19 protein-coding genes are annotated in these 17829 nt (G+C 72.3%); 12 read left to right on the top strand and 7 right to left on the bottom strand.

From position 1 onward, the window contains the following. Nucleotides 1-99 precede the first annotated feature (99 nt). The 5 genes from IE237_RS00810 (at nucleotide 100) to IE237_RS00830 (ending at nucleotide 5066) form a co-directional block, all read left to right on the top strand. On the top strand, nucleotides 100-1035 hold the full coding sequence (locus tag IE237_RS00810) for a coiled-coil domain-containing protein (protein ID WP_116158785.1): 936 nt from the start codon (nucleotides 100-102) through the stop codon (nucleotides 1033-1035). A 95-nt stretch (nucleotides 1036-1130) separates the two neighbouring features. Beyond that, the gene (locus IE237_RS00815) at nucleotides 1131-2099 is read left to right on the top strand and encodes an ABC transporter ATP-binding protein (protein WP_189799833.1); all 969 of its coding nucleotides are present in this window, start codon (nucleotides 1131-1133) and stop codon (nucleotides 2097-2099) included. A 3-nt stretch (nucleotides 2100-2102) separates the two neighbouring features. Then, on the top strand, nucleotides 2103-2882 hold the full coding sequence (locus tag IE237_RS00820) for an ABC transporter permease (RefSeq protein ID WP_189799834.1): 780 nt from the start codon (nucleotides 2103-2105) through the stop codon (nucleotides 2880-2882). A gap of 190 nt (nucleotides 2883-3072) precedes the next feature. Beyond that, nucleotides 3073-4233, top strand: coding sequence for an ABC transporter ATP-binding protein (locus IE237_RS00825; RefSeq protein ID WP_189799835.1), 1161 nt, complete (start codon nucleotides 3073-3075; stop codon nucleotides 4231-4233). Beyond that, entirely contained in the window at nucleotides 4230-5066 is an 837-nt protein-coding gene (locus IE237_RS00830) for an ABC transporter permease (protein WP_189799836.1), read from the top strand. The genes IE237_RS00825 and IE237_RS00830 overlap by 4 nt, the downstream gene beginning before the upstream one ends. Nucleotides 5067-5069: 3 nt before the next feature. Here IE237_RS00830 and IE237_RS00835 read toward each other — a convergent pair whose 3' ends face one another. After that, on the bottom strand, nucleotides 5070-5396 hold the full coding sequence (locus IE237_RS00835; protein WP_189799837.1) for an Rv1322 family protein: 327 nt from the start codon (nucleotides 5394-5396) through the stop codon (nucleotides 5070-5072). Between the two features lie 198 nt (nucleotides 5397-5594). On the opposite strand from IE237_RS00835, the gene IE237_RS00840 reads away from it, so the two are divergent. Then, the gene (locus tag IE237_RS00840; RefSeq protein ID WP_189799838.1) at nucleotides 5595-6629 is read left to right on the top strand and encodes an LLM class flavin-dependent oxidoreductase; all 1035 of its coding nucleotides are present in this window, start codon (nucleotides 5595-5597) and stop codon (nucleotides 6627-6629) included. Between the two features lie 109 nt (nucleotides 6630-6738). On the opposite strand, the gene IE237_RS00845 is transcribed toward IE237_RS00840, so the two are convergent. Next, the gene (locus tag IE237_RS00845) at nucleotides 6739-7131 is read right to left on the bottom strand and encodes an SCO5389 family protein (RefSeq protein WP_015036224.1); all 393 of its coding nucleotides are present in this window, start codon (nucleotides 7129-7131) and stop codon (nucleotides 6739-6741) included. A gap of 249 nt (nucleotides 7132-7380) precedes the next feature. Here IE237_RS00845 and nucS point away from each other — a divergent pair, with 249 nt between their 5' ends. Next, nucleotides 7381-8052 (top strand): endonuclease NucS, encoded by a 672-nt coding sequence (gene nucS / locus IE237_RS00850; protein WP_041131270.1) that lies wholly within the window; start codon nucleotides 7381-7383, stop codon nucleotides 8050-8052. Nucleotides 8053-8131: 79 nt separating this feature from the next. On the opposite strand, the gene IE237_RS00855 is transcribed toward nucS, so the two are convergent. The 4 genes from IE237_RS00855 to IE237_RS00870 form a co-directional block, all read right to left on the bottom strand. Beyond that, nucleotides 8132-10717 (bottom strand): ATP-binding protein, encoded by a 2586-nt coding sequence (locus IE237_RS00855; RefSeq protein ID WP_189799839.1) that lies wholly within the window; start codon nucleotides 10715-10717, stop codon nucleotides 8132-8134. A gap of 227 nt (nucleotides 10718-10944) precedes the next feature. Beyond that, entirely contained in the window at nucleotides 10945-11268 is a 324-nt protein-coding gene (locus tag IE237_RS00860; protein WP_030210572.1) for an STAS domain-containing protein, read from the bottom strand. Nucleotides 11269-11395: 127 nt separating this feature from the next. After that, nucleotides 11396-12244: a 3-hydroxyacyl-CoA dehydrogenase family protein gene (locus tag IE237_RS00865; RefSeq protein ID WP_189799840.1), complete on the bottom strand. Its 849-nt coding sequence runs from the start codon at nucleotides 12242-12244 to the stop codon at nucleotides 11396-11398. A 183-nt stretch (nucleotides 12245-12427) separates the two neighbouring features. After that, nucleotides 12428-13066 carry a TetR/AcrR family transcriptional regulator gene (locus IE237_RS00870; protein ID WP_189799841.1) on the bottom strand — a complete coding sequence of 213 codons (639 nt, stop codon included), beginning with the start codon at nucleotides 13064-13066 and terminating at the stop codon, nucleotides 12428-12430. A 105-nt stretch (nucleotides 13067-13171) separates the two neighbouring features. Here IE237_RS00870 and IE237_RS00875 point away from each other — a divergent pair, with 105 nt between their 5' ends. The 3 genes from IE237_RS00875 to IE237_RS00885 are packed head-to-tail and all read left to right on the top strand — an operon-like array spanning nucleotide 13172 to nucleotide 15290. Then, nucleotides 13172-13945 (top strand): ABC transporter ATP-binding protein, encoded by a 774-nt coding sequence (locus IE237_RS00875; protein ID WP_189799842.1) that lies wholly within the window; start codon nucleotides 13172-13174, stop codon nucleotides 13943-13945. Between the two features lie 9 nt (nucleotides 13946-13954). Then, complete coding sequence (locus tag IE237_RS00880; RefSeq protein WP_189799843.1) at nucleotides 13955-14713, top strand: ABC transporter permease; 759 nt, start codon at nucleotides 13955-13957, stop codon at nucleotides 14711-14713. 4 nt (nucleotides 14714-14717) lie between these two features. Continuing rightward, nucleotides 14718-15290 carry a cob(I)yrinic acid a,c-diamide adenosyltransferase gene (locus IE237_RS00885; protein ID WP_189799844.1) on the top strand — a complete coding sequence of 191 codons (573 nt, stop codon included), beginning with the start codon at nucleotides 14718-14720 and terminating at the stop codon, nucleotides 15288-15290. Here IE237_RS00885 and IE237_RS00890 read toward each other — a convergent pair. Further along, nucleotides 15207-15842: a hypothetical protein gene (locus tag IE237_RS00890; protein WP_189799845.1), complete on the bottom strand. Its 636-nt coding sequence runs from the start codon at nucleotides 15840-15842 to the stop codon at nucleotides 15207-15209. The genes IE237_RS00885 and IE237_RS00890 overlap by 84 nt on opposite strands. 161 nt (nucleotides 15843-16003) lie before the next feature. Here IE237_RS00890 and IE237_RS00895 point away from each other — a divergent pair, with 161 nt between their 5' ends. Continuing rightward, on the top strand, nucleotides 16004-17185 hold the full coding sequence (locus tag IE237_RS00895) for a sensor histidine kinase (RefSeq protein ID WP_189799846.1): 1182 nt from the start codon (nucleotides 16004-16006) through the stop codon (nucleotides 17183-17185). Next, nucleotides 17182-17820 (top strand): response regulator, encoded by a 639-nt coding sequence (locus IE237_RS00900; protein WP_189799847.1) that lies wholly within the window; start codon nucleotides 17182-17184, stop codon nucleotides 17818-17820. Before IE237_RS00895 ends, IE237_RS00900 begins: the two co-directional genes overlap by 4 nt. The last annotated feature ends 9 nt before the right edge of the window (nucleotides 17821-17829 follow it).

The raw sequence follows: 17829 nt of genomic DNA on the forward strand, positions 1-17829 counted from the left end.
GACATTCTCCAGATCAAACGGGCATACGCTCGATGACACGCCGCTTCGGCCCCTAGGATTCCCTCTAACACCTCACCGGTCTCATTCGACAGGAACCCCATGAGCGACACTTCCTCTCCCTTCGGCTTCGAGCTCGTGCGGCGCGGTTACGACCGCGGTCAGGTGGACGACCGCATTACCAAGCTCGTGGCCGACCGCGACAGCGCCCTGTCCCGCATCACCTCGCTGGAGAAGCGCATCGAGGAGCTCCACCTCGAGACGCAGAACGCCCAGGCGCAGGTCACCGACGCCGAGCCGTCGTACGCGGGGCTCGGCGCCCGGGTCGAGAAGATCCTCCGGCTCGCCGAGGAGGAGGCGAAGGACCTGCGTGAGGAGGCCCGTCGCGCCGCCGAGCAGCACCGCGAGCTGGCCGAGTCGGCCGCCCAGCAGGTGCGCAACGACGCGGAGTCGTTCGCGGCCGAGCGCAAGGCGAAGGCCGAGGACGAGGGTGTCCGGATCGTCGAGAAGGCGCAGGGCGAGGCCAACTCGCTGCGTGCCGAGGCGCAGAAGGACGCGCAGTCGAAGCGTGAGGAGGCGGACGCCCTCTTCGAGGAGACCCGCGCCAAGGCCGCCCAGGCCGCCGCGGACTTCGAGACGAACCTGGCGAAGCGCCGCGAGCAGTCGGAGCGGGACCTGGCCTCGCGTCAGGCGAAGGCCGAGAAGCGCCTCGCGGAGATCGAGCACCGCGCCGAGCAGCTCCGCCTGGAGGCCGAGAAGCTGCGGACGGACGCGGAGCGCCGGGCCCGTCAGACGGTGGAGACCGCGCAGCGCCAGGCCGAGGACATCGTGGCCGACGCGAACGCCAAGGCCGACCGGATCCGTTCGGAATCGGAGCGCGAGCTCGCGGCGCTGACGAACCGCCGCGACTCCATCAACGCGCAGCTCACCAACGTCCGCGAGATGCTGGCGACGCTGACCGGTGCCGCGGTGGCGGCGGCCGGCTCCCCGATCGACGACGAGCGCACGGCCGGCGTCCCGGCGCAGCAGTCGCGATGACCCGCGCGGCCGTCGCGTAACGAAGAGGCGGCATCTGCCAGAACCCTCCGTCATTCCGGTGGCGGAGGGTTTTGCGCGCCCGTAGGTTGGGACGCATGATCGAGCTTGAGGGCCTGACCAAGCGCTACGGGACGAAGACCGCGGTCGACCACCTCTCCTTCCAGGTCCGTCCTGGCGTGGTCACCGGCTTCCTCGGGCCGAACGGGGCGGGCAAGTCGACGACGATGCGGATGATGCTCGACCTGGACAACCCGACGAGCGGGACGGTCCGGATCGACGGCAAGCACTACCGGGAACTGGCCGAGCCGCTGAAGTACATCGGGGCGCTGCTGGACGCGAAGGCGATGCACGGTGGCCGTTCCGCGTACAACAACCTGCTGTGTCTGGCGCAGTCGAACCGCATCCCGGCGAGCCGGGTGGGCGAGGTGCTCGACCTGGTGGGTCTGACGCCGGTGGCGAGGAAGAAGTCGAAGGGTTTCTCCCTCGGCATGGGGCAGCGGCTCGGCATCGCGTCGGCGCTCCTCGGTGATCCCGAGATCCTGATGTTCGACGAACCCGTCAATGGTCTGGACCCCGAGGGAATTCACTGGATCCGCAATCTGATGAAGGCGTTGGCGGCCGAGGGCCGGACGATCTTCGTTTCCAGCCATCTGATGAGTGAAATGGCGCTGACGGCCGATCATCTGATCGTGATCGGGCAGGGAAAACTGCTGGCCGACACGTCGATGGCGGATTTCATCCAGCAGAATTCCCGGAGTTATGTGCGGATGCGCTCTCCGCAGCAGGAACGACTGCGGGACGTGCTCCACGCCAACGGTTTTGTCGTGGTCGAGGCGGGCAACGGCACCCTCGAGGTGGACGGGGCGACGACGGAGAAGCTGGGCGAGCTGGCGGCGGAGAACGGGCTCGTGCTGCACGAGCTGAGCGCGCAGCGCGCCTCCCTCGAAGAAGCGTTCATGCAGATGACGGCCGGCGCGGTGGAGTACCACGCGCACGGCACCGACGTACACAGCGGCGCCGCGGCGCCCGGCCCCCAGTGGGGCACGACCTCCCAGGGAGCCTGAACGATGGCAGCGGCATCCGCGGTCCTGCAGTCCGAGTGGACCAAGATCCGGACGGTGTCGTCGACCGTCTGGACACTGGCGAGCGCCCTCCTCGTCACGGTGGCGATGAGCGCGGCGCTGTGCGCCCTGTTCAAGTCGACCTTCGACGATCTCAGCGAGGTGGAGCAGGCCACCTTCGACCCGACGTTCGCCAGCTTCTCCGGGATGATCCTCGGGCAGCTGGCGATGGTGGTCTTCGGCGTCCTGGTGGTCGGCACCGAGTACTCCTCGGGCATGATCCGCACCTCGCTCGCGGCGGTCCCGCAGCGCGCCACCTTCCTCTTCTCGAAGATCGCGGTGGCCGGCGGGCTCGCCCTGGTCGTGGGCCTGGCGACCAGCTTCCTCTCCTTCTTCCTCGGCCAGGCGCTGCTCGGCGAGCACCGCACGGACCTGGGCGCGGACAACGTGCTGCGCGCGGTGGTCGGCGGCGGCCTCTACATGGGGCTGATCGCGATCTTCTCGATGGGCGTGGCGACGATGCTGCGCTCCTCGATGCTGTCGCTGGGCATCCTGGTGCCGTTCTTCTTCCTGATCTCGCAGATCCTCTCGGCCGTCCCGAAGGCCAAGGAGGTCGCCAAGTACTTCCCCGACCAGGCCGGCTCCAAGATCATGCAGGTGGTCCCGGACGCGATGGGCTCGGAGAAGGCACCGTACGGCCCCTGGGGCGGGCTCGGGATCATGCTGCTCTGGGTGGCGGTCTCGCTGCTCGGCGGCTACCTGGTGCTGAAGAACCGGGACGCCTGACCCTCCGGAACGATCGCGCGCGTCCCCTGGGGGAGAACCCCGAGTTTTCCCCCGGGGGCCGCCCGGAGGCTCTCTCCGCTTCGCCGGAACCGTCAACGGCTGGATAAGCTCCTAGCTCATACGGGGGGCTCCGGCCGACGGCCGCCACGCCCCGACATGGATGAGACCGACCTGTCGATGGGGCTGGAGAATGATCGAGGCAGTCGGCCTGACGAAGCGCTACGGCGCCAAGACGGCCGTGTACAACCTTTCCTTCCAGGTGAGGCCCGGTGTCGTCACCGGGTTCCTGGGGCCCAACGGGTCCGGCAAGTCGACGACGATGCGCATGATCCTGGGGCTCGACCGGCCCACCGCGGGCCAGGTGACGATCGGCGGCCACCCCTTCCGGCAGCTGCCGAACGCGCCCCGGCAGGTCGGTGCGCTGCTGGACGCCAAGGCCGTGCACGGCGGCCGGAGCGCGCGCAGCCACCTGCTGTCGCTCGCGCAGCTGGCCGGCATCCCGGCGCAGCGCGTCGACGAGGTCCTCGGCGTGGTCGGTCTCCAGGACGTCGCCAAGCGGCGCTCGAAGGGCTTCTCGCTCGGCATGGGCCAGCGGCTCGGCATCGCGGCGGCCCTCCTCGGCGACCCGCAGGTGCTGCTCTTCGACGAGCCGGTCAACGGCCTGGACCCCGAGGGCATCCTCTGGGTGCGGAACCTGATGAAGAAGCTGGCCTCCGAGGGCCGCACGGTCTTCGTCTCCAGCCACCTCATGAGCGAGATGGCGCTGACGGCCGACCACCTGATCGTGATCGGCCGGGGGCAGCTGCTCGCGGACATGAGCGTCACGGACTTCATCTCGGCGAACTCCGCCGACTTCGCCCGGGTGCGGACCCCCGGGACCGAGCCGGGGCAGCGGGAGAAGCTGACCTCGGTGCTGACGGAGGCCGGCGGCCAGGTGCTGTCCGAGCCGGACGGCGCGCTGCGCGTCACCGGCCTGCCGCTGCCGCGGATCAGCGACCTGGCGCACGGCGCGGACGTGCGGCTCTGGGAGCTGTCCCCGCACCAGGCCTCGCTGGAGGAGGCGTACATGCGGATGACGCAGGGCGCCGTGGACTACCGCTCCACCGACGACCGTCTCGCCCACCTCCAGCCGCCCGTGCAGCCGGGGCAGCCGGGGTACGGCATGCCGCCGCAGCCGCCGGTCCACGAGGTGCCGCAGCAGGGCTGGTACGCCCCGCCGCCGCCCGGACAGAACCCGTACGGCGGGGCGCCGCAGGGCTCCTACGCCCCCGCGCCGGGTCCGTACGCCCCTCCGGCCGCTCCGCAGCCGGGCCTCCCGCAGCCGAGCGACACCCCGAAGGACGCCCGATGACCGCCCCCACCCACCACCACGCCCCGGCGCCGCACGCCTACGTCTCCCCCATCCCGGTCCGCGCCGCGCACCTCGGTGACGCGCTCGCCTCCGAGTGGACGAAGATCCGCTCGGTGCGTTCGACGATGTGGACGCTCGGGGTCATGATCCTGCTGATGTTCGCCATCGGTCTGGGCGTGGCCGCCATCGCGTCCGGCTCCGGCGCCCCGATGGGCGACGAGTCCGCGCTCGGCTTCGGCTTCTTCGGGATGCTGCCGGCGTCGATCTGCGTGATCACGCTCGGCGTCCTGACGATCGCCTCCGAGTACGGCACGGGCATGATCCGTACGACCCTGACGGCCTGCCCGAGCCGGGCGCGGGTGCTCCTGGCGAAGGCGATCGTCTTCTTCCTGCTGGTCTTCTCGGTCACCACGGTGGTCGCGACGCTCGTGGCGCTGGCGCAGGTCGGCATCGTGGACACGGCGGCGGCGCCGACGGGTGGCGAGTGGCTGCGGGCGACGGTCGGCGCGGGCGCCTACCTGGCCGTCCTCGGGCTGATGTCGCTCGGGGTCGGGACGCTGATCCGGCACTCGGCCGGCGCGATCACGGTGATGATCGGCCTGCTGCTGCTCCCGCTGGTGGCGGCGCTGTTCATGTTCTCCGAGGCGCTGAAGTCGGTGCAGGAGTTCCTGTTCACCTACGCGATCCCCTCGCAGATGATCGCGCTGTACAGCGAGCGGCCGCCGTTCGGCGACTCGGGCCCCGCGGGCTGGGAGCCGCTGCTGATCATGGCGGCGGTCGCGGCCGCGGCGCTGGGCGGTGCCTTCGCCCTGCTGAACAGCCGGGACGTCTGACCCTCAGTACCTCGGCGCGTTACGGGACCGCTGCACCCTGCTGGTGCGGCGGTCCTTCGCGTTCCAGCAGGCCTTGTGCCAGTGGCGGCGGTCGTCCACCCCGCCCCACTCCGGCCAGGCGACCACGTGCGGGGCGCCGGGCGGGATCTCCTGGTCGCAGCCCGGGCAGCGGTAGCGCTTGCCGGGTGCGCTCGCCCCGGCGACGAGCCGGACGTACCACTCCTCGCCCTGCCAGGTCTCGGTCCGCTGCGCGCCGCCGTACCGGTCGCCGTGATCGCCCTGCTGCACGGGCTTCTCGCCGCCTCGGGAGCGGTTGTGACGCGGGGACACGGGCACACCTCACAGGGTCTGGGAACACGGACCGTTCCCTCCAGCCTACGGGCCGCCACCCGGTGCCCCGGGCCCCGTCCGGGACGGCTTAGCCGAAAATCGCAAGAACTTCATGAACGGCCGTTGCCTTTGGCACGTGTCAGACGTTGGTGCCTGTGCGAGGGGAGATACGCGTCGGCCGCAAGGAGGCAGAAGGCGATGCGCGTGGGTACGTTCGTTCTGGCAGCCCAGTTCCCGGGCCAGGGCCAGGGGGAGGCACTGCACCGGGCGGTGCGGACCGCCGAGGTGGCCGAGGAGGCGGGGCTCGACTCCGTCTGGCTCGCCGAGCACCACTTCGTGCCGTACGGGGTCTGCCCCTCGGCCGTGACACTGGCCGCGCTGCTGCTCGGCCGCACCCGGCGGCTCCGGGTCGGCACGGCGGTGAGCGTGCTGCCGACCGTCCACCCGGTCGCCCTCGGCGAGCAGGCGGCGCTGCTGCACCTCACCTCGGGCGGCAGGTTCACCCTCGGGGTGGGCAGGGGCGGGCCGTGGGTCGACCTGGAGGTGTTCGGCGCGGGCCTGGAGGCGTACGAGCAGGGGTTCCCCGAATCGCTGGACCTGCTGCTGCGCTGGCTGACCGAGCCGCGCGTCGGCGCCGCGGGGGAACGATTCGCGTTCCGCGAGGTGCCCGTGGTGCCCCGCCCCGACGAGCTGATCGGCGGGGCGGCCTCCCCCGAGGTGGTGGTGGCCTGCACCTCGCCGAAGAGCGTGCGGCTCGCGGCCGAGCGCGGACTGCCGATGCTGCTCGGCATGCACTGCGGCGACGAGGACAAGGCCGAGATGGTCGCGGCCTGGGCCCGGTGCGCGCGGGAGGCCGGGCGGGACCCGGACGAGATCGCGCGGATCGCGGCCGGCCATGTCTCGGCGGGGGTGGCCCAGCTCGCGGACCGGCGGGCGGACGCGGCGGAGGCGCTGGTGAAGGCGATGCCGGGCTGGCTCAGGCAGGGGCTCGACGCGCATGTCACGGTGGACGGCCGGCACCGGGCCATGCGGGACCCCGTCGCGTACACGGAGCTGCTGTGCGGGCTCCACCCGGTGGGCACGCCCCGGCTCGCGGCGGACCGGCTCGCGGCGACCGCGGAGCGTACGGGCATCACGCGCTTCGCCCTGCTCGCGGAGGGCTCGGGCGACCTCGCGGCGACCGAGGAGAACGTCCGGCGCCTGGGCGCGGAGGTCCTGCCGCTCCTGGTGTGAGAGCGGTCCCGTCCGGGACTGTGCTGCCGCTCCGGCACCTGTCGGCGGCGATGCGCGTCGGCTCGCATCGGTCGCGTCCTCCCGCGATGCGGAGCGGCAGCACCATGTCTCAGCAGTCGCGCAGTTCCGGCGACTGGTTCAGCAGCTGTCCCCGTACGGACGTGAAGCGGGCGAGCCGCTCGTCCACCGACGGGTCCAGCGGGAAGACCGCCACGCGGTGGCAGTTCTGGAAGGCGAGACGCACCCCGAAGTGCCGCTGCAGCGCACCACGAATGGCATCGCTCGCGAGCGCGCGCAGCAGCTGACCACGTGCCTGCTCATTCGGCGGCGGCGTCTGGTTGTCGGCGAACTCTCCGCCGTCGACCTTCAGCTGTGCCACCAGAGAACTGATCATCTCCCATGCGTAGGGCAGGGAGGTCCGGACGCAGTCGACGAAGTCGGCTTCGTCGACCTCGCCTCGCTCGGCCTGTTCCAACAGTGCCGGTGAGACGTCGAGCGACATGGGTTCTCCTCTCGCGACCCCGCGGACGGGGTCTTGCGGGCAGGGACGAAGGCCGGTCGTACGCCACGCAGCGTGCACGGACGACGACCTCCAGCTTCCACGGTAAGCGCGCAGTCCGGGCGGCACCAGAAGAATGGGCACACAACCGGCTGATAACCGACGGGTGTTCGGCTCACGACGACCCCCACCCGGCGCCGGGCCGATGCCCGAATCGCGCGGAAGAGCGCCCGTCTTGTAGCGTTGGCGACCATGCGTCTCGTCATTGCCCGTTGCTCCGTGGACTACGCGGGTCGACTCACGGCCCACCTGCCCTCCGCGCCCCGTCTGATCCTGGTGAAGGCAGACGGCAGCGTGTCCATCCACGCGGACGACCGGGCGTACAAACCGCTCAACTGGATGTCCCCGCCGTGCACCCTGAAGGAGGGGGTCGACGGTGAGGCGGGCATCTGGACCGTGATCAACAAAGCGGGCGAGAAACTGATCATCACGATGGAGGAGATCCTCCACGACTCCTCGCACGAACTGGGCGTGGACCCGGGTCTGATCAAGGACGGCGTCGAGGCGCACCTCCAGGAGCTGCTCGCCGACCGCATCGAGACCCTCGGCGAGGGCTACACCCTGATCCGCCGCGAGTACCCGACCGCGATCGGCCCCGTGGACATCCTGTGCCGGGACGCCGACGGCGCGACGGTCGCGGTGGAGATCAAGCGGCGCGGCGAGATCGACGGCGTCGAGCAGCTGACCCGCTACCTGGAGCTGCTCAACCGCGACCCGCACCTGGCGCCGGTGAAGGGTGTCTTCGCGGCCCAGGAGATCAAGCCGCAGGCGCGGGTCCTCGCGACGGACCGCGGGATCGGCTGTGTGGTCCTCGACTACGACGCGCTGCGCGGGATCGAGGACGACAAGCTGCGGCTGTTCTAGCCGCGGCGCAAGGACGAGTACGGGGACGGCCCCGGGTGCGGTGGACGCACCCGGGGCCGTCGTCGTGTCCGTACGGGCGTCAGGCCGGCGACTCCGAGCCGGCGGGGGTGCCGGAGGAGGCGCCGAGGGTCGTGGCCTCCCCCGACTCCGGCGGGGGGGTCGTCGTCGGCGGGACCGTCGTGGGCGGCGGAGTGGTGGTCGGCGGCGGGGTGGTGGTCGTCGTCGGCGGCTTCGGCGTCGTCGTGGTCGGCTTCGGCGACGAGGTGGCCGTCGGCGGCCGGGTCGTCGTGGGCCGCGTGGGCGGTGTCGTGGTCGCCGTCGGCGCTCCGGTCGTCTCCGACGGGCTGTCCGAGGGCGACGCGGAGCCCGAGGTCGACGGGTCCGTCGAGGAGGACGGCGACGCGCTGCCGGAGACGGTGGGGCTCGGGGAGTCCGAGCGGGTCGCCTTCCCGGTCTCGCCCGGGTCGGCCTCGCCCTCGGCCGGCGGCTCCTCGCCGTCGAGGCCGTCGTCGGTGCCGTTCTCGCTCGCGGTGCTGTCGGAGGTGACGCGGTCGGTGGCGGGGTTCTCGCCGTTGCCCGAGGTGGCGCCGAGGGTCACGACGGTGCCCAGGACGGCGACGAGGAGCGCGCCCGCGCCGACGGCGACGAGGTTGCGGCGGGCGCCGTTGAGGATGCCGCCCTTGAGGCCGGGGCGGCGGCCGCCGCCCTCGGCGGTGTCGGGGCTCGTGAGGAGCGTCGGGCCCTCGTCGGCGAAGTCGGGGAACGCGGGGACCGGCGCCTTCGCCGGGGTGCGGACGGGCCCGCCGGGCAGCGGGGCCGTGACGGGCTCCGGTCGCGGGAGGGCGGGGCGGGCGGCCGGGCCGCGCAGGGCGGGGGTGCCGCGCGGCGGGGAGACGGGCTCCTCGGCGCGGGGTGCGGCGGTGTGCGCCCCGGAGAGGTCGGAGACGAGGGCGAGCGCCCGGCGGCCGGCGACGGTGCCGCGCTTGTCGGCGAGCACCCCGCGCATCCCGATGGAGGCCTCCAGCTCGGCGCGGGCGCGCTCCAGGTTGCCGGCGCAGATCGCGAGGACGCCGAGTTCGTGGTGGAAGTAGGCCTCCTCGGCGACCTCGCCGGTGAGCCGGGCGGCCTCCTGGCCGGCGCGCAGGGCGCGTTCCCAGGCGCCCCAGTGCAGTCCGGCGGCGAAGGCGGGGGCGGCGGCGCGGGCGAGGAGGACGGCGGTGGCCCGGTGCTCGGGGGCGGCGTCCCCGGTGCCGGGGATCAGCGCGGCGAGGGCGGCGAGCAGGGCGTCGGACTCGGCGGCGGCCCGCTCGGGGGTGACGGAGGGGTGGGCGGCCCACCAGGCGTAGTGCTGGGCGACGGTGTGGGCGCGGTCGGCGGCCCCGTGCTCGTAGCCGTGGGCGAGGAGCTGGGTGAGGACTCCGGCGGCGAGCCGGTAGCGGGGGCCGACCGGGGAGAGCAGTCCGCAGGCCATGAGTTCGCCGAGGGCGGCGTCGGCGTGGGTGTCGCCGACGAGCGCCGGGAGGTGGGCCTGGTGCGGGACCTCGCCGCCGAGGGCGACGGCGAAGCGCAGCGCGGCCTGGGCGGAGCGGCTGAGGCGGGAGGCGAGGAGGGCGGCCGGTGCTGCGCCCTCGCCGAGGCTGGGCAGCGGTATGTCGCGCAGTTCGACGTCGGGGTCGTCGATGCCGTCGAAGGCGGCGGCCGCGACGGCGGCCGCGGCCGCCGGGTCGGTGGGTCCGAAGGCCTCTTCGAGGGCGCCGAACGCGTCGAACTCGGCGGGGGTGACGCGCAACCGGTCGCGCTGGCGGAGGAGGGCGCCGGCCTGGACGAAGCGGAGCGGGAGGCCCTCGGACTCGAACCACAGGTCCCCGGCCCAGTTGGCCTCGTCCTCGGTGAGGGTGCGGCCGACGGCGCTCTCCAGGAGCTCCAGGGCGGCGGCGCGGCCGAGGCCGGCGAGGAGGATCTCCTCGACGTGGGCGTCGGCGGAGGGGGCGGGTGTGTCGGGGCCCGCGGCGAGGAGGAAGGCGCACTCGGGGGCGGCGGCGAGGAGCTCGTCGAGGGCGGCGCCGCCGAACTCCAGGTCGTCGACGACGACCACGGCGCCGATGTCGCCGAGCCGGTCGAGGAGGCCGGCCCGGTCGGGGCGCTGGTCGGGGGCGTGCCGGACGGCGGTGACGAGCTCGTGGAGGAGTTCGGTGGGGGTGCGGTGGTGACCGGAGAGGCGGACCACGCCGTCGGGGGCGAGGCCGGCACAGTCGGCGGCGACGGCGTCGAGGAGGGCGGTGCGGCCGGATCCGGGGGCACCGACGAGGCGGGCGCAGCGGCCGCGGCCGAGGATGCCGGTGAGCCGTTCGCGCTCCTCCTGGCGTTCCAGGAGGGGCAGCTCGGGTGCGGCGGGGCCCGGCGGGACGGGCGGGGCGGCGGCGCGGGCGGCCTCGGCGCGTTCCTCGGGGGTGCGGGGGCGGGGCGCGGCCGGTTCCTGCCCGGGCGGGCAGGGTTCGATCTCGCTGCCGTCGACGGGGTTGACGGTGAGGAGCAGTTCGCCGGAGACGAGCCGGACGACGCGGGCACGCGGGGGCGTCTGTGCGGGCACGCCGCGGCCCTGACGGGCCTCCTCGCCCTCGGTGTCGTGACCGTACTCCTCCGACCCAGGGTTGATCGGGTCCATGGTGCAAGCCCCCAAGAAGCGGTGTCCTGTGCCCGCCGGTGGTTCCGTCCTGTGCGGGCGGGTCCGTCATTGTGCGGGCGACCGAACCCTAGACCGTGGTCAGACCCTCGGGAACAGCCGGGGTGCTCCCGAGACCAAGACGTCACGGTCTTGTGAGGATTGAGCGTGACGCCTGGTTCACACAGCTGCTTCACAGACGGCGGGGGCGCCGGGGGCGCCCCGGAGGGTCACACCCGGGGCAGGGACTCGAGGGCGAGGCCGCCCTCGATGGCGAGGATGCGGTGCAGTCGGGTGGCGACGAGGAGCCGCTGCATCTGGGGCGGCACTCCGCGCAGGACGAGGCGCCGGCCGCAGCGGCCGGCCCTCCGGTGGGCGCCCATGATGACGCCGAGTCCGGTCGCGTCCCAGGAGTCGAGGCCGGTCAGGTCGAGCACCAGGTCGCCGACTCCGTCGTCGACGGCCGAGTGCAGGACCGTACGGGCGTCCGCCGCGCTGCGCACGTCGAGGCGGCCCCCGACGACCAGCTCGACGTGGTCGCCCCTGATGTGCATATGCGCTCCCCGAGAGTGCTCCGTCTTCGCAACAACTGACTGCCGCACCGGCAGATACGTTGCGCCTTGTCAGCGAACCGATACCGAAATTCACCCCACGGAGTGAGGGCGGGGTGGCGGGTCCGGCTCAGTACTTGTAGAAGCCCTGCCCGCTCTTGCGGCCGATGTCACCCGCGTCCACCATCCGGCGCATCAGCTCCGGGGGCGCGAACTTCTCGTCCTGGGACTCGGTGTAGATGTTGTTGGCGGCGTTCACCAGGATGTCGATGCCGGTGAGGTCGGCGGTGGCGAGCGGGCCCATGGCGTGGCCGAAGCCGAGCTTGCAGGCGATGTCGATGTCCTCGGCGGTGGCGACGCCCGACTCGTGGAGCTTGGCGGCCTCGACGACGAGGGCCGAGATGAGGCGGGTGGTGACGAAGCCGGCGACGTCGCGGTTGACGACGATGCAGGTCTTGCCGACGGACTCGGCGAACGCGCGGGCGGTGGCGAGGGTCTCGTCGCTCGTCTTGTAGCCGCGGACCAGCTCGACGAGCTGCATCATCGGGACCGGCGAGAAGAAGTGGACGCCGACGACGGCCTCGGGGCGCTCGGTCACCGCGGCGATCTTGGTGATCGGGATCGCGGAGGTGTTGGAGGCGAGGACGGCGCCGTCCTTGACGATCTTGTCGAGCGAGCGGAAGATCTCGTGCTTGACGTCGAGGTTCTCGAAGACGGCCTCGACGACGATGTCCGCGTCGGCGACGGCGTCGAGCTCGGTGGTGGCGGTGATCCGGCCGAGCGCGGCCTCCGCGTCCTCGGCGCCGAGCCTGCCCTTGGCGACGAACTTGTCGTACGACGCCTTGATGCCGTCGGTGCCGCGGGTCAGGGCGGCGTCGGTGACGTCACGCAGGACGACGTCCCAGCCCGCCTGTGCCGAGACCTGTGCGATGCCGGATCCCATGAGTCCGGCCCCGATGACGGCGAGCTTCCTGGCCACGATGTTCCACCCCTTAACGCCTGTTCACTTCTGGCTCTCCGGCGGAGATTAGCGGTCGCGGGGCGTCATGTGACCGCGAAGTAATGCGCGTCACGCCCTCTTTGACGGACGTCACACTCACGACACCCCTTCTCCGGGCCGCCGCCCGGCGTCCGGCGGCGCGGCGGGTGCGCGGGGGAGGTCTCAGCCCTCGCGCACCGCGTACGTCAGGACCTTCTCGCCGAGGAGCTCCTCGATCTCGTCGAGGAGGACGAGGGCCTCGCGGGAGACGGTGGTCGCCTTGCGTCCGGCGGTCATCTCGCCGGTGATGTAGCCGACGACGGCGCTCTCGATCCAGGCGATCTGGCCGCCGACGAGCAGCGGCAGCGGGTCGTCGGCGGCCGCGCCGGTCTCCTCGCGCAGGGTGGCGACGACGGCCTCGTGGACCTGGTCGCGCAGGTGGAAGAGGCGGGCCTTGAGCGGGGGCGCGTGCTCGATGACGTTCATGAAGGCGTCGAAGCCGTCCATGAGTCCGTACGCCGGGGACACGGCCCCGATGTCCTGGCGCAGCTCCCGCAGGACCGCCCGGGCGGCGGACTCCCCCCGGTCGCGGCCGCGGATCATGCGGGCGAGCCGCTGGGTGACGCCGTCCATCCGGTCGAGGAAGAGGTCCTCCTTGGCCGGGAAGTAGTTGTAGACGGTGTTGACGGAGACGTCCGCCGCCTCGGCGACGTCCGCGACGGTCACGGCCATGAAGCCGTGCTCCAGGAAGAGCCCGGTCGCGATGTCCGAGATCCGCTGCTTCGTCTCGCGCTTCTTGCGTTCCCTGAGTCCCTCGGCCATGGGCTCATCCTAGGCTCCCTGAAACTTCGGCGCCGATGCAGTTTTGCCATCTCTGTAATTTTGGAGGCGTTGCAAAATTACAGTGACTCTGTTTTCGTGGTCGCCATGCCCATCATCAGCACGGCCGGGCTCGCCCGGACCTTCACCGGCAGGAACGGCCCCGTGGAAGCCGTACGGGGGATCGACCTCACCGTCCGGCCCGGCGAGATCCTCGGACTCCTCGGCCCCAACGGCGCCGGCAAGACCACCACCCTGCGGATGCTCACGACGCTCCTCCCGCCCACCGGCGGCACCGCCACCGTCGCCGGCCACGACCTCGTCGAGAACCCCGCCGCCGTACGCCGGCACATCGGGTACGTCGCCCAGTCCGGCGGCCTCGACCCCCAGGAGACCGTCCGCTCCGAGCTCGTCACCCAGGCCAGGCTCTACGGCCAGGACCGGGCGGGCGCGGCGGCCCGCGCCGAGGAGCTCGCGGCCGACCTCGGCCTCACCGAACTCCTCGACCGGAGGACCCCGGCGCTCTCCGGCGGCCAGCGCCGCCGGCTCGACCTCGCGATGGGACTCACCCACCGCCCGGAGGTCCTCTTCCTCGACGAGCCGACGACCGGCCTCGACCCCGGCAGCCGCACCGACCTGTGGGCGCTGGTGCGGCGGCTGCGCGACGAGCACGGCACCACCGTCGTCCTCACCACGCACTACCTCGACGAGGTCGACGCGCTCGCCGACCGGCTGGTGATCGTGGACAAGGGCACGGTCGTCGCCGAGGACAGCCCCGCCGGCCTCAAGGCCGCGCACGGCGCGACCACCCTCCAGGAGGCCTTCCTCGCCGTCACCGGCCGCGGCCCGGCCCCCGCCGACACCACCCCCGTAGCGGTCTAGGAGACCCCGATGCTGCTCCGCGACACCGCGCTCCTCTTCGGGCGCTACGCCCGCCAGACCCTGCGCTCCCCGTTCCAGATCTTCTTCGGCGTCCTGATGCCGCTGCTCTACCTGCTCTTCTTCGGGCCGCTGCTCACCGGCCTCCCGCTGGGCCGCGAGGGCGACTCCTGGCAGATCCTCGTCCCCGGCCTGCTGCTCCAGCTCGGCCTCTTCGGCGCCTCGTTCGCCGGCTTCTCGATCATCATGGAGAAGGGCTGGGGGGTGTTCGACCGGATGCGGGTCACCCCGGTGAGCAGGCTCGCCCTGCTGCTCGGCCGGGTCCTGCGGGACGCCGCGCTCTTCGTCTTCCAGGCGGTCCTGCTCGTCCTGGCGGCGATCCCGATGGGCCTGCGGGCGCCGGTCGTCGGGATCCTCGTCGGCTTCGGCTTCGTCGCGCTGCTCTCCGCCGCGCTCGCCTCGCTCTCGTACGCGCTGGCCCTGAAGCTGCGCACCCCGCAGGAGTTCGGACCCGCGATCAACACCCTCGCGATGCCGGCGATGCTGCTCTCGGGCCTGATGCTGCCGATGGCCCTCGCCCCGGGCTGGCTCGACGTGGTCTCCCACCTCATGCCGTTCCGCTATCTGGTGGACGCGGTCCGGGAGGCGTACATCGGCCACTACACGACGCCGACCATGCTGTACGGGGTGCTCGTCGCCCTCGGACTGACGGCGCTCGCCGTGACGGTCGGCACACGCACGTTCCGGAGCGCCGGTGCCTCACTAGGCTGATCCCATGGTCAATCTGACGCGCATCTACACCCGTACCGGCGACAAGGGCACCACGGCGCTCGGTGACATGAGCCGGACCGCAAAGACGGATCTGCGGATCTCGGCCTACGCCGACGCCAACGAGGCCAACGCCGCCATCGGGACGGCCATCGCCCTGGGCCGGCTCGACGAGGAGCTCGTGAAGGTCCTCACCCGGATCCAGAACGACCTCTTCGACGTGGGCGCGGACCTCTGCACGCCGGTGGTGGAGAACCCCGAGTACCCGCCTCTCCGCGTCGAGCAGGGCTACGTCGACAAGCTGGAGGCCGACTGCGACCGCTTCCTGGAGCAGCTCGACAAGCTGCGCTCCTTCATCCTGCCGGGCGGCACGCCCGGGGCGGCCCTGCTGCACCAGGCGTGCACGGTGGTCCGGCGGGCGGAGCGCTCCACCTGGGCGGCCCTGGAGGTGCACGGCGAGACGATGAACGCCCTGACCGCCACGTACCTCAACCGGCTATCGGACCTGCTCTTCATCCTTGCCAGGACGGCGAACAAGGAGGTCGGGGACGTGCTCTGGGTCCCGGGCGGGGACCGCTGAACCCGTCCCGGACTTCTGCTCCGGCTCCTTCTTCTGCCAGACGAGGTAGCTGAGCGCGATCAGACCGTGGATGCCGACGGCCCGCCAGGCGCCGAACATCCAGCTCCGCAGGCCGTCGGTGTTCCCGTCGTCGCCGACGTACGCCATGGCGAGGAGGAGCAGGGCGGTGGCGACGGCGCCGCCGACCAGCGTGCCGAGCCAGATCGCGCCCTCGTGGCGGGCGCGCGCCATGCCGTACTTCGGGGGCTTCGGGGGCGGCGGCCCGCCGCCCAGGCGGTGTGCGGCGTGGCCGTCGAGCCACTTCACGGTGCGGTGGCCGTGCCCGACGGTGTAGCCGATGTAGAGCGCCGCGAGACCGTGCTTCCAGCTGGGGTCGGCGCCGTTCTTGAGGTCGATCGCGGTGACGACGAGCAGCACGATCTCCAGGAGCGGCTCGCACAGGAGCAGCGCCATACCCGTCCGGGGCATCTTCAGGAGGTAGCGGGTGGCGAGGCCGGCGGCCAGCAGGACCCAGAAGCCGACCTCGCAGAGCACGATCAGCGTGACGATCACGGCGTTCCCCTTTCGGTTCCCCTTCAGCGTCCCGTGGGACCGGGCCCCGTTCGTCGTCGCCGTTGACGAAGTACGACTACATCCTTCGACGGAGGCCGGCGGGCGCGCGGATCGGCCCGGACGAGGAGGTCCGCGCGCGCGGGGGCGTGTTGGATGAGTACGTGACACTCCCCCGCCCGCACCGCACCGACCTGTTCATCGCCGCCGTCGGCCTCGTCGGCGGCCTCGTCCTCTGGTCGTTCGGGCTGTACGTGACGGGGGACCACGTCTTCGGACAGCGCTGGGCGACACTGATCCCGCTGGCCGTGATGTCCGGGGCGGAGGCCGTGCGCCGCACCGTCCCCCGGGCCGCGCTGGTCGTCGGCACCCTCGCGATCGTCGCCGACCAGTTCACCAACGGGAACCTGGCGACGGTCCTGATGTTCACGGACGTGGTCTACGCGGCCGTCGTGTACGGCCCGGCCGCCTCCGCGCGCCGCATCCCGTACACGACCGGCCTGATCACGGTCGCGGTGACCGCGGTCTTCCTCATCTGGTGGCAGAACGCGTTCGGGCTCCTCATCGGGGTGCTGACCGGCATGATCTGCTTCCTCCCCGCGATCACCGGCGCCATCGTCCGCAACCACCGCGAGGCGGCGGACGCCGCCCGGCTGCGGGCCGAACAGACCGCGCTGCTCGCCGAGATGGACCGGGCGCAGGCCGTGGTGGCCGAGCGGGCCCGGATGGCGCGAGAGCTCCACGACATGGTCGCGAACCACCTCTCGGCGATCGCGATCCACTCCACGGCCGCGCTCTCCCTCGACGAACCGGCCACCACCCGGCAGGCGCTGACGGTGATCCGGGAGAACAGCGTGGCGGGCCTCGCCGAGATGCGACGGCTCATCGGCCTGCTGCGGGACAGCAGCGGGGACGCGGAGCCGGGAGCGGTGCCGAGTCTCGACGCGCTGGACGGTCTGCTCGCCCGGGCCCGTACGAACGGCTCGTCCGGCGGCCTGGAGTTCGTCCTCGAGGACACCCGGCCCGCGGACGGAGCCGCCCTGCCGGCGCCGGTGGAGCTGGCCGCGTACCGGATCGTGCAGGAGTCGCTGACCAATGCGGTCAAGCACGCCTCCCCCGGTACGGTCACCGTACGGGTCGGCCGCGGCGACGGGGTCCTGACCGTGGCCGTGGACTCGCCGTGCGGGAAGCGGCCGGGGCCGTCGGCGCCCGGGACGGGTTCGGGTCTGGTGGGGATGCGGGAGCGCGCGGAGCTGCTCGGCGGGGAGTTCCGCGCGGCGGCCGCGGGAGCGGTCTGGCAGGTGCGGGCGGTGCTGCCCGCGGACGAGAAGGCAGGGAACGCATGACGATCCGGGTGGTCGTGGCCGAGGACCAGTCCGCGGTGCGGGCGGGGCTGGTGCTGATCCTGGGCAGCGCGGCGGACATCGAGGTGGTCGGCGAGGCCGCGGACGGCGAGCGGGCGGTGGAGCTGGCGCGCGAACTGCGCCCGGATCTGGTCCTGATGGATGTGCAGATGCCCCGGATGGACGGGGTGACGGCCACCCGTCTGGTGGTGTCGGAGGGGCTCGCCGATGTGCTCGTCCTGACGACGTTCGACCTGGACGAGTACGTCTTCGGGGCGCTGCGGGCCGGGGCCTCGGGCTTCCTGCTGAAGGACACGGACGCGAAGGACCTGATCACGGCGGTCCGGACGGTGGGGCGCGGGGAGGGCCTGATCGCCCCGGCGGTGACGCGGCGGCTGATCGCGGAGTTCGCGGCCCCGAGGCGTCCGGTGGCGAACTCGGCCGTACTGGACGTGCTGACGCCGCGGGAGCGGGAGGTGCTGTCGGCGCTGGGCCTGGGTCTGTCGAACGCGGAGATCGCGGTACGGCTGGACATGGCGGAGGCGACGGTGAAGACACACGTCAGCAAGGTGCTCGGGAAGCTGGAGCTGCGCAGCAGGGTCCAAGCGGCCGTGCTGGCACAGGAGTTGGGGGTTTAGAAGAACTTT

Origin of the sequence: Streptomyces tanashiensis (genome assembly GCF_014648895.1) — a bacterium.
Classification (GTDB): Bacteria; Actinomycetota; Actinomycetes; order Streptomycetales; family Streptomycetaceae; genus Streptomyces; species Streptomyces tanashiensis.